This is a genomic window from Thermodesulfobium sp. 4217-1 (assembly GCF_039822205.1).
GTDB lineage: Bacteria > Thermodesulfobiota > Thermodesulfobiia > Thermodesulfobiales > Thermodesulfobiaceae > Thermodesulfobium.
On the sequence record NZ_JBAGBW010000004.1, the window covers coordinates 23522 to 35564 of the forward strand.

The 12043-nt window shown below is 30.3% G+C and carries 12 protein-coding genes; 1 reads left to right on the plus strand and 11 read right to left on the minus strand.

The annotated features are described in order from the left end of the window. Window positions 1–213: 213 nt before the first annotated feature. The 11 genes from V4762_RS02670 to V4762_RS02720 all read right to left on the minus strand — a co-directional run bounded on the left by V4762_RS02670 (window position 214) and on the right by V4762_RS02720 (window position 11049). A complete protein-coding gene (locus V4762_RS02670) occupies window positions 214–1149 on the minus strand; it encodes a sulfotransferase domain-containing protein (RefSeq protein ID WP_347314290.1) in 936 nt (311 codons plus the stop codon). A 221-nt stretch (window positions 1150–1370) separates the two neighbouring features. Next, complete coding sequence (locus V4762_RS02675) at window positions 1371–1631, minus strand: hypothetical protein (protein WP_347314233.1); 261 nt, start codon at window positions 1629–1631, stop codon at window positions 1371–1373. 41 nt (window positions 1632–1672) lie between these two features. After that, window positions 1673–2866 carry a hypothetical protein gene (locus tag V4762_RS02680; protein ID WP_347314234.1) on the minus strand — a complete coding sequence of 398 codons (1194 nt, stop codon included), beginning with the start codon at window positions 2864–2866 and terminating at the stop codon, window positions 1673–1675. A gap of 172 nt (window positions 2867–3038) precedes the next feature. Beyond that, complete coding sequence (locus tag V4762_RS02685; RefSeq protein ID WP_347314235.1) at window positions 3039–4115, minus strand: hypothetical protein; 1077 nt, start codon at window positions 4113–4115, stop codon at window positions 3039–3041. Then, window positions 4112–5260 (minus strand): UDP-galactopyranose mutase, encoded by a 1149-nt coding sequence (gene glf / locus V4762_RS02690; protein WP_347314236.1) that lies wholly within the window; start codon window positions 5258–5260, stop codon window positions 4112–4114. Before glf ends, V4762_RS02685 begins: the two co-directional genes overlap by 4 nt. Before the next feature lie 9 nt (window positions 5261–5269). Further along, on the minus strand, window positions 5270–6544 hold the full coding sequence (locus tag V4762_RS02695; RefSeq protein WP_347314237.1) for a flippase: 1275 nt from the start codon (window positions 6542–6544) through the stop codon (window positions 5270–5272). Window positions 6545–6582: 38 nt separating this feature from the next. After that, a complete protein-coding gene (locus V4762_RS02700) occupies window positions 6583–7509 on the minus strand; it encodes a glycosyltransferase family 2 protein (RefSeq protein ID WP_347314238.1) in 927 nt (308 codons plus the stop codon). Next, window positions 7503–8531 (minus strand): glycosyltransferase family 9 protein, encoded by a 1029-nt coding sequence (locus V4762_RS02705; protein WP_347314239.1) that lies wholly within the window; start codon window positions 8529–8531, stop codon window positions 7503–7505. The genes V4762_RS02700 and V4762_RS02705 overlap by 7 nt, the downstream gene beginning before the upstream one ends. Continuing rightward, window positions 8524–9672: a glycosyltransferase family 9 protein gene (locus tag V4762_RS02710; RefSeq protein WP_347314240.1), complete on the minus strand. Its 1149-nt coding sequence runs from the start codon at window positions 9670–9672 to the stop codon at window positions 8524–8526. Before V4762_RS02710 ends, V4762_RS02705 begins: the two co-directional genes overlap by 8 nt. Further along, on the minus strand, window positions 9657–10766 hold the full coding sequence (locus V4762_RS02715) for a glycosyltransferase family 2 protein (RefSeq protein ID WP_458646933.1): 1110 nt from the start codon (window positions 10764–10766) through the stop codon (window positions 9657–9659). Before V4762_RS02715 ends, V4762_RS02710 begins: the two co-directional genes overlap by 16 nt. Next, window positions 10762–11049 carry a MoaD/ThiS family protein gene (locus V4762_RS02720; protein WP_347314242.1) on the minus strand — a complete coding sequence of 96 codons (288 nt, stop codon included), beginning with the start codon at window positions 11047–11049 and terminating at the stop codon, window positions 10762–10764. The genes V4762_RS02715 and V4762_RS02720 overlap by 5 nt, the downstream gene beginning before the upstream one ends. A gap of 231 nt (window positions 11050–11280) precedes the next feature. Here V4762_RS02720 and uppP point away from each other — a divergent pair, with 231 nt between their 5' ends. Next, on the plus strand, window positions 11281–12042 hold the full coding sequence (gene uppP, locus V4762_RS02725; RefSeq protein WP_347314243.1) for an undecaprenyl-diphosphatase UppP: 762 nt from the start codon (window positions 11281–11283) through the stop codon (window positions 12040–12042). The last annotated feature ends 1 nt before the right edge of the window (window position 12043 follow it).

The window sequence follows — 12043 nt, forward strand, 5'->3', positions numbered from 1 at the left end:
GACAATTTTTCACAACATTTTTTGAAAAAGAAACGTCCAAAGTTTATACCTTTTGTGGGCAGCAGTCAATAGCAAAAATTGCGACTGTTAAAGGACGCTAACTTCATCCCTAATGAAAACGCTAATTTTGTCACTATGATGGTCGAGTTTTTTGAGTGTTAAGAATCAGGTAGAATTTTTGTAGATAAAAAAATTTAACTTAGATAGTTTCTGTTACTTTAGCCAACTGGATAAATCCCTATCTATCAACTTTTGAAGTCTTATTATATCTTCTTTATAAAAATTTATCAGATACCCCCTCGTATCTTCATTTATCCCATCAGGCTTTATAAGTAATTTTTGCATAAATTCATTTTTTAACTTTATTCTAAAGTTTTTCGGGAAGAAATTTTTAACTACGGCCTTAAATAGATTTGGCTTATTTAAAAAGTTATACAGAGATCTGTGTCTTGGGATTCCTGATTTGTTATATTTTATCCCTAAATCATCAGAAACAAATTCTGGATCCACACCTAGGAAGTTAAAAAGCTCTTTCATCAAACCATCAGGGTTTTCTTTGAGATCTTCAAATAAACAGATCTTAGTGCTCTTAAAGTTATCAAGATATGCCTTTACTTGATTAAAATATAACCCAACTAACTTATAATGCCACATAAATTCCCAATTATCCCTTATTCTCTTCTCTTCATCATTAAGTGCATCTTCAAATGATAGATTTTCTCTGCCATCTCGTAGATGATAAATATATGAAGAATAGGCTCTATCAATCGGATTTCTTAGGATGATAAAAATCTTAACCTCTTTACCTAAATGCTCTTTAATTTTTGGTATCACAGATTCATAATAATATAAGCTGTCCACACTACATTCCCCCAGCACCTTTGAGCTATTGACATTCAAAAACAATCTCCTATAATCTTCGAATGTTTTTATAATATCCCTTTCCCCCTCAGAGTCACCAGGACCATTAAAATTTTTGTGACCAGATATATAAGAAAAAAACTTAGGTTCTTTTATTTTACTCATAAAAACCTGTGGATGTTTTGAAAGATAATGATACAAACTGGTAGTTCCTGCTTTTGAGGCTCCTACAATTAAAAAATTTGGAAGTTTATATATAGTATTAATTTTAAACTCACCCTTTGCTATTTAAAATAGATTAAATAAAAATAAAATTAACTCGACTAATATTATACGAATAATCTATCGAAAAGGTAACAAATTTTTATATGTGGGAGTGAAGAAATTAGGTATCAGGATTAAATGTACTTTCCTACTCTAAAACAATCAATATTTCTTAATGTATTTAGACAAATAAATTTATCAATATTTCTCATTTCACATCAAAGTATTTTTGATAATAAAATTCATTAACTTGATGGTTCAGGAAAATCAATATTCCCATCTTTACCATCAGATTTTTGATAGTAGAATTGTTTAATTTGATAGTAAAATTGTTTAAACCATTTTATATCAACGTTGTAAAAATCTAAATATTGGTAAATATCTCTAAGATCAGACCAATCACACCATTGATTGATTGCAATTGTTTTAATGTTTTCAATTGCTTTGTTTTTAATTTCATTATCTTGTGAATCTGCAAATAATATAGATATATTTAATATATCCATTGAATTCTCTTCATCTACTTGTGTCTCTATAAAATGGATCTTTAGTTTTTTTCCATTTTATTTAACTTTAATGAGTTGAAATGAGAAATATAACTCTGGAAGATAGTTCTCCAAGTAATATTGTATTGATTACCTGTTAACAACATTTCAGTATTAAATATTTCATTATCTAGCTTATTATCAAAAAAATCTTTAATTAATTCTATAGGTGGAGAAAAGCATGCTTTTATATCCTTCCAAATATCTATCCAGCGGTTTAAACCTAAGAATTTTGAAATCATAATCGCTGTCATATAATAAAGAAGTTCAACAATATTATATGAATCTCTTACTAAATTAAAGAATGGTGATATAGGCCAAATAAATTTTTCCTTACTATTAGTTCTATTATTAATTCTGCCATGAGCAATAGTATTTCTTGTTTTAATTATATTTTCTACAAAATTAGAAGTAGTTAAATCTAACATATCGTACTTTTTCAAAAAAAACTCTATTTTAATCCTTAAAGGCAAATAATCTCCAATCAAAACACTCTTAATGGGTTTAATTTTCTTATTAATCATTTGTTCAACCTGAAAATTAGATAAATATAATTCTTCGTAATAATTTTGTAGTATATGCTTAATGTTATTTGTTAATTTGTTTTTTAACCCATCTTTCACACTCTCTCCTAATAACTCAAATATAAGAAAAAAACTCAAAATCGCTTCTTCGTTATATAAATCAGATTCAGAACTCTCGTACTTTAAAAATACAGCTTTTCGCCACCTATCTAAAAGACTAATAACTGGCTCGTGTTCATTACCAACTCGATCTAATAATTTGATTAAATCAGACGTATAATTTATACCCTCAATATACATATGCAAATTTTGTTTGTCATAAAAAATCGGAGAACATCTCATTAGACTTTCATCACAACGAACTTCACTTAATGGAAGTCCAATAAAAAAAGTTATAATTCCCTCAACAATTAAAAGATTTTTTCGAGAATATCGAGCTGCTTCCAATATCGGTTCATTTTGTTCCAACTCAAATTTCGTAATTATTGTTATCTCATTATGTTTTTCTAATGAATTTTCATTTGAGTTCTTATCTTGTGTTAAAATTTCTTTCCGATTACTGAAAGCTACAATATTTTCAAATTCAAAATAAATATCAAATTGGATATCAGCATTAAATTCATCACAATCATAATAATACTTACTATATACTGTTCTAGAGATATTTATCACCGCTTTCTATGTCATAAAGGAAATTTTAAGACTCAAAAGACCAAACAACATTTTAAATTATTTGTACATATTAGGCACACAAAAAAATTAACTTTTCCCATTCAAATTAGTTTTTTAAGCTATCTTTATAAAAATTTAAATTGAGCTTAACGCAAAATTTCAAAAGGAAAAATCAAATTATAGGTTGGTCATTCTCAACTTTTACAAATATTTTTTTTAAATCCTCTATGAATTTTTGAGGCTCATCTTTAATTTTCTCCCTATAGAGATCAAAGTCCTTATATATACTTTCAAAATTTTCTAAGCAATCTTTCATTTTGGATATTATCTTTGGTATATTTTCATCTTTATCTTCAAATTTGTATTCATCTGGTATAGAAACATCCTCGAAAAAGGCAGCTGAACCTCTTTTACCAGTTATTACACAACAACCTAATATTGCAGCTTCTCTAGGAATACGATCTTTACCTGGATGGTTACCAAAATCAATATAAACTTTTGCTTTTTGAAGTGTAGATATTACTTGTGTTCTGCTCATATTAATTAAGGGGATAAATTTAATATCTTTAGAATTTGAAATTATTTTTTTAGTAAAAGAGCTTCCTTTCTTGGGATTATATGCCACTAAATTGTCTTTTTGAGACAAATCTGTATTAATACTAAGAAACGAGCTATTTAAATAATCAGATAAAAAATAAATTTTGTCTTGAGATATACCACCTTTTTTAATAAATTCTTTAGCATAAAAACTCTGACATAAATGATAATTTATAGTTTCAATATAATCAGGTAGAACAAATCGTTGAAATTTTTTACTATTTAAGGCAATTTCTACAATATCAAATATATTATGATTTATAATTGTTTTAAGTATTTTATTGATTAATCTTGGGAAAAAAAAGTTTATTTTAGAATTTATTATAAAGTTTAAATAAAAGTTATCGACACTTAACCACCATAATGCTTTTCTAATCTGAGAATAATTAATAAATAACGAGCTTGTTTCTGGAACAATAAGTAAATTATTTTGAGAATCTTCAATAAAATCTATTGGGGTAGGATTATAAATTTTAAAGTTAGGATGTATAGGATCAGAAGAACCAAGTGGATAGTAATACATAAATACATTATCAATTTTTAGAACATTTTTTAATTGAAACATTAATTGATGTAATAATTCTGGACCACCAGTAAATATTGATGCAGGAACAGCAATATAAATCTTAGTATTTGGGTATATTTCTATCACCTAATCTTCTCCTCAAACACTTCCAATGCCATTTTTATGGCATCATCCATATCATAATATTTGTACTCAGCAAGCCTGCCTACCAGAAAAAGATTTTCAAACTTATCTGCCTCTTCTTTATATCTGCTATAAAGCTTCTGATTTTCCTCAGTAAATATAGGATAATAAGGTATATCTACACCTGCTTCATAATCTTTTGGGTATTCTTTTAAAATCGTAGTCTTTATAGACTCTATAAAATATAAATGTTTGAATTCGGTAATCCTTGTAAAATCGTAATCATTCGGGTAGTTTACTACTGCTACCTTTTGGTAATATTCTTTATCAACTGTTTCAAATTTCAAATCTAAACTTCTATAAGGCAAATTTTTATATTTGAATTTAAATAATTCATCTATCATTCCAGTAAAGACTAGTTTGCCTTGAAATTCATTGCCCATAAAAACAATTTTTTTTGTTTCAAAATCTATATCTATTACTTCTTTAAAATCAGTGTTAAACATTATTTTAATATTTGGATGACAAAGCATATTCTCAATCATTTTTGAATACCCATCTTTGGGGACTCCCTGGTATTTATCAGTAAAATATCTATTATCTCTATTTATATTTATTGGCACCCTTGCAGTTACATCTGGAGATATTTCTTCAGGATTCAGACCCCACTGCTTCACGGTATAGTTTTTAAATACTTTATCGTATATAAAAGTTGCAAGAAATTCCAAATCTTTATCTTTTTCTTTTAAAAGGTCAAGTATAGGAATCTTAGAATTATATTGGTATTTTTCTAGTAATTTATTTTCTAATTTCACAGCAAAATTTTTTGGGAAAACTTCATAAAGAGTATTAAGATTAAAAGGTATTGGAATCTTTTTGCCATCTATAAAAGCCAAAATTTTATGTTGATAGTGATGCCACTCTGTAAAATTCGAAAGGTAATCAAATACATCTTTGTAGTCTGTATGGAAGATATGGGGTCCATACTTATGAACGATTATATTATTTTTGTCCTTATAATCATAACAGTTTCCACCAATATGGTTCCTCTTTTCTATTATTAATACTTTTTGATCTAATACTTTAGCTATTCTTTCTGCAATTACACATCCAGAAAGCCCTGCGCCAACTATTATAAAATCAAACATTTTTCTCCTCTAAAATATTAATTTATTTTTCAAATAAATAAACATTGCTAGCGAAACATAAATTTCTGAAATCAATGCTGAAAATGCAGTTCCATTAGCTTTAAATATAGGTATCAAAACAAAAGATAAAGTAATATTTATAACACTTGCAAATATTAAAATCCTTGAAAAAGTCTTTTTATAACCAAATGTTAACATTGTTTGTGTTCCAAAAATATTACTCAAAGCTATTATAAAGGGTAAAAAAGATATAATTCTTAAAATTATGACGGATTCATTATACTGTAGTCCTAAAAGTAATTTTACAATTAAATTTGCAAAAATAAATATTAACAAAGATATTATAAATGTAAAACTCCCGATTAAAATAATAATTTTTTTAATAAACTTTATTGCTGATTCTTTTGATTGGCTGACCAATCTACTTATATATGGGTAAATACTTTGTGACATAGGGCTTGAAAGCCCTTGAACAGCTCTTATAATCTTCTCAGCTGCAGAATAATATCCCACAATTTCTGAACTCGCAAATAATCCTAAAATAAAAGTATTGGAAATTGTATACAAACTTATAGCCACAGTAGATATAAATATATGCCATCCTTCATTTAGATGATATTTTATACTCTCTACATCTGGCATAATAAAGTTTACACCGAACCTGTTAAAAATTAACCACAAACCTACCGTACCAGATAGCACCATACCAATTGAATTTATCAACGGCACATAAATATAATCTGATTCTTCATGAATAAATACGAAAATTGCAATAGTAAACACAAATCGTGCCAGAACGTTTAGCAAAGTAATATATTTCATTCTCTCTATGCCCTGGAAAAACCATACTGGAAACAAAACGTTACCTAAAACTAAACCAAAGGTATAAAAGTAAAGCAGCCAGTCATCTCTAAACTTCGAAAAGCTAAATACAACAAGAGCCATTACCATAAAAGATAAAATAGCCAGTAGGATTTGAATAGTAATAACAGAGCTAAATATTTCTGACACCTTTTCGGGATTCTCTCTGTTTATTGAAATCTCTCTAGTAGCCGATAGGTTAAACCCATAGTTGGTCAGTATTTGAAAGTATCCGATAAAAGCCTGAGCGAATGCTACGAGCCCATATTGTGAAGGCCCAAGCACTCTCACAAGATATGGAAGGGTAATCAAAGGGAAAAGATAATTTGCGACCTGCAGTATAGAAAGAGAGAAAAAATTACTAACCAGTCTCTTCTTTTCTTGACTATTAAATAGATTCTTAATTGAAAATAACCTTTGCAAACTTACCTCTAATTTTTCATGATCATTTGATAATCAATTTAATCATATTTTTTATTCCACCAGCTCTTGTGCATACTGAATTTCTTAATTAGAAATTTTGGCAATATTTTATAACTCATGCCCAGCTTATAACCAGTATACTTTAAAAGATTTCTGAGAATATATTCAGGCAAGGATTTATATAGCCCATTTTTGATTAAGAAATTTAGCTCTGATTTTATATATCTTTTGCCCTCTCCCTGCGCGCTGCCAAACTCTTCCAAAAGCCATCTTTCAGAATTGTGAAAGACGCCGATATCGAAATATCTCCTAAACTCTTCAAATACAGTGTAGTTATGGGAATGAAAGACTATTGCCTTTGGCTCATAAACTATCTTATACCCAGCCTTCAAAAGCAGAGCGCCAGCGTAGGTGTCCTCTCCCATTATAAGCCTTTCTTTGAAATAGCCTATCTTATCAAGAGCAGTCTTTCTATATGCACAAAAAGAATTAGACATAAAAGCTGTTTTTATGCCGTATTTAGACTTGTCTTTATATTCCTTAACCAAAAACTCTTCAGGATAGTTAAATAATCTTAGATGTCTTCCAAAAGGGTTGGTGTTTTCATAGCAGATTTGCCTGCCATAAACAGCGCCAACATCTCTATATTGGAAATGTGATGTCAAGTTCGATATTGAAAGCTCGTCAAACAACAGAGCGTCTTGTGTAAAAAATATTAAAATATCGCCAGCCGCTATCTTAGCTGCGTATGAACGCGTACCGCCATGGTCGAATTCTTCTTTTGGGACTGTGTAAACCATAGCTCCAAATTTCTCAGCTAACTTAACAGTATCGTCAGAGGAAGAAGAATCAATCAATATAATTTCTGATTTCTCATCAGATTTTTTTAGATTTTCAATTAAACTCTGAAAAAGTCTTTCTATATACTTCTCAGCATTATATGTCGGTATGATCACGCTTAGCATAGTGTTTTATTAACCAGGTTTAGAACTTCTTCAACTTCGATAGACTTCATACATATATACTCATCAGATGTATTCATACATTTTGGTTTATTGAAACACGGATAAAATTTGCAAACAGACCTGCCTTTTGAAATAACATAGCAGTTTTTTGGTTTCCATATTTCCCAGTCATTTCCTCCACTTATCATGATGCTCTTGACGCCAAGGGCGTTTGCGGCATGAATAGAGAAGCTGTCAAGACCTATTAAGAGAGAGCATTTAGAGAGATTTATAAAAAATTCATCTAATGGGGTTGTCTTAATAAAAACTCTTTTTTCATCGACAGCAGCCCTGAAAACTTTATTAAGTAAAGAAAATTCATTATTCGAACCAAAAATCCAAATTGTATATTCGCTTTTTAAGATATTTATTATATTTTCCCATTTATGAAAATCCCATAACTTACAATCCTGACTTGCCATTGGATGTATGCCAATTATTTTAGGTGACTTTTCATTTTTAGCCTTTATATATATCTCTGGAGGCAAGACTTTAGTACAGCCCAACTGTGATAGGATAAAATCTTGAATATCATAAATATTTTTAACCTCAGCGGGTATGCTGATGCACTTATCAGTAAACAGGCAATTATTTAATCTAATCAAATTTCTAAATGGATGAGATTTTTCAAATTTAATTGAAATATTTAATTCTGGCTTAATCAACTTACCAAGCAAGTTCTCTCTTATATCGCCAATATTATTTAAAACGAAATCATATTTATTTTTAGACAAAAGATTGATAACCTTAATAAGTCTGAAAAGCTCTTTATAATTAAAATTTTTATTTGTGCCCATTGGAAAATTTGCATAATAGATATTATTTACATAAGGATTCTTTTCAAAAATTTCTTTAAAATCATATCTAGTTAAGAGGTCAATCTTATAATCAGAAAAATTATTCCCAAAAGAGTTTATCAGAGAGGTAGAGATTATAGCATCGCCAAAATTTCTGGCTGAAATTATCAAAATTCTTTTATTCATTACGTAAGCTTCCCCTGATTAATTCTATCGACCTATCAAAGACCATTTCAGGCGTTATCATCTTCATACAAATATTGTTTTCACAATTAATTTTATAGCACTTCTCACACTCTACGTCGATCTTAATAATGCTGACATTTCCAAAAACTTCAATTGGCCTAAATAGATTAAAATCAAGCACTCCACTATATAGTGCAACAGTTCTTATCCCGAGCATTGCTGCAGCATGAGTGGGACCGCTATCCAAGCCGATAAAAAGATAAGTATCCCTCAGGACAGAAAAAAGTTCCATCAAAGTTGTTTCGTTTGTTAGATTTATTAGGTTTTTATTACCGAGTCTATTATACTCTTTTGACTCATCTGGCGTAATCTTGCCAATTAAAACCACAGTATAGCCTTTATCAAAAAACATATTAATTAGCTTTATGAAATTGTTAATCTCCCAATCTTTAGAACGAGCGCCAGTTTGGCCCACAGCAATTACTATATATTTATCTTCTTTGACAGGATTGGGAGTTTTCAAATCATAATAGCTATCTAACTTTCTAATTTCAGGAATTTTAATTTTGAAAAACTCTAAGAACATATTGTAGGTCTCTGTAATGTGCTTCCCATAGGGATATTCGAGCGCTTTGTCAAGCAAAAATCCTGCTCCGCCCACATTGAAACCTACTAAGTATTTATATTTTGAAAAAAGGTTTATAAACGGGATAATATTTATGTCCCCTCTTACCTCAAGAACTATATCAGCATCTATTTTCGAAAAGGATTTTATAGCAGAATGGATAGAGTTATCATTTGATCTTGAATAAATTTTTCTTGGATGTTCTAAGACTATTACCTCGTCTACGCCTTTTAAATTTGACGCAAGCTCAAAAGTGTTCTTATTAATAGCAATGATAAGCTTGCCATAAAAATTTTCTCTAATCTCACTGATCATTGGCGTGCTGAGCAGAAAGTCACCAATGTGTCCCATTTGAACGATACAGATAGACTTAAAGTTATTCATATCCAGATTATCAAGATTGGCTTTGTTTTTACAAAAAAATCGATACCCAAAAAAATCTATAAATTTTTTTATAGGAGTCATTTTGGAATTGGGATTTAGATATATAATTTTTCTTGTTATGAATTTATCCATTTTGGTTTTCCCATTTTCCCTCTGATTCCATCACAAACTGCTATTAATAGAAATTTAATTCTCTTAAATTTCTCATCGTCATAGACAATGATTCCAAATATCAGCCTTAATACAAAAGAAAAATTTAGAATAAGAAATAAATAGAAATAAAAAGTTCCAAAAAATTTTTTAGTAAAGTAAATTCTATTTCTTAAGTGTAGGCAAGGAGTTTGCAAAAATCTTTTAAAATTATTCCTTAAGCTCTTTCTTCCAAAAAAGGTCTTTATGGTACCATAGCCTGTACTTGCACCAACTTTATGATATATTACAGATTTACAGCAGCAGATAATCTTCCAACTGCGTTTCCTAACCATAAAACAAAAGTCATCTTCTTCAACCTGCATAAAATATTTTTCATCAAAAAGCCCAGCATCACTCAAGCACTCTTTTCTTGCCACCATACTTGCACCAAATAAGGCACCTTCAATTTCAAAGCTTTTTCTGAAATTTTGAGAATCTTTAGAATTGAAAGATATCCACTTAAAAGAGTTGTTGTCCCAGGGTATTATTTTGTTACTACCACATAGTGCCTGGATAGTATCTGTATGGTGATAATATATTATTTTCGATCCTACCAAGCCAATTTTATTGTCATTATCAAATATTTTCAAAGCACAAGTAAGCGCGTTACTATCCACAACAGTGTCATTGTTTAAAAACCAAAAAAAATCAGCATCGCCCTTCTTTAATGCATACTTAATGCCCAGATTATTGCCGAATGAAAATCCGCCGTTGTAGCCCGATTGTATAAAGATCAAGCCATCGCCGCTAAGATCTTTCATGCTTTCAAACTCAGTGTCTTTGTAGAGAGTATATTGAACTGGCTTTGAGATAGGCGAAAAAGAAAACTTTCTAAGAGGGTTGTCAGGATTTACCCAAACGTCCAATCCCCCTTCAGCCCACAACTTTAGATATTCAATAGAATCATTCACAGAATGGTTGTCAACTACGATTATCTGAAAGTTTGTGTAATTTAACTTGAATAGGCTCTCAATACACTCAATAGTGTCATGCCAATTGTTATAATTTACAAGTATGATGTAAACCTTATTAATTTTTCGCTCCCCTTATGCCAAGCATCGTTCTCACTACACCTGGCGTTCCTGGCGGTACAAGGCCCACTCTATCTCCAGGCCTAATCTTTTCTTTCAATCCACAGGTATTGTGATTTATGAAAACAGCCTCCACATCGTCCTCACCAAGCTTTAGGATTTTAAGGAGTTCATATCCATCTATCTCTCTGTCCAGATCCAAGATATAAGGCTGATCCAAACCCCTATCTTTAAAAAGTCCATACAACCCTGCAAAAGCCCTAATCTCAATATTATTTTTATTCACAACCCACCTCGGGAAACAAGTAAAATAAGTTTAACAAATATATAGTATATAATATTTTGCTTTAAATATTCATTAGCACAATCTATGTGTATTTATTTTTTAGATCCTAATGAACAAATGCGATACTTAACTAACAAAATGAAAACTTAATTTGACAACAAAGTGTTTTTAATATAAATTTAATCACGTGTTTTTAATATAAATTTAAATATTATAAGGGAGCATAAATTTATGAATATTATCCATGCTATTATACTGGGCATTGTCGAAGGCGTGCTAGAATTTCTACCGGTTTCTGCTGCTGGAAACCTTACTCTTGTGGGAAAACTATTATCAATTCCCTCTTCTGATTTTATAAAGATTTATGAAATAGTTATGCAGCTTGGTGCAGTCATTGCAGTTTTGATTCTGTATGCAAAAAGACTTTTGGTCGATCATGAAACTATAAAAAAGATAATTGTAGCCTTTATCCCTACGGGAATCATCGGGCTGCTCGTCTATAAAATAGTTAAAAACTTTCTTCTATATAACGACACTATTACAGTATTTTCCCTCATTGTAGGCGGCGTAATCATACTTCTCGTCGAATACAAGAAGATTAAACCTTCTACTGTAAACATTTCAAATATCAGCTACAAGCAGGCTTTAGCAATTGGATTTATCCAAACCCTTGCATTCATACCGGGAGTATCGCGTTCTGGCGCTACAATTGTTGGCGCAATGTTACTGGGAGTTGAAAGAAAGGCAGCAGTAGAGTTCTCTTTCTTGCTTGCTATTCCTACAATCTTAGCAGCGGGTTCATACGCGCTCTTAAAAGACCATTCAGCTCTTGCAGGGGCAAACCTTTTACCAATGGCAGTTAGTTTTATAACAGCGCTAATATTCGCAATAATATCAGTAAAAACCTTTTTGAAGTTTATCTCATCAAACAATCTTAAACCGTTTGGATTTTATAGAATAATAGTTGGGGTGCTCTACTCAGTCTTCAGATAAG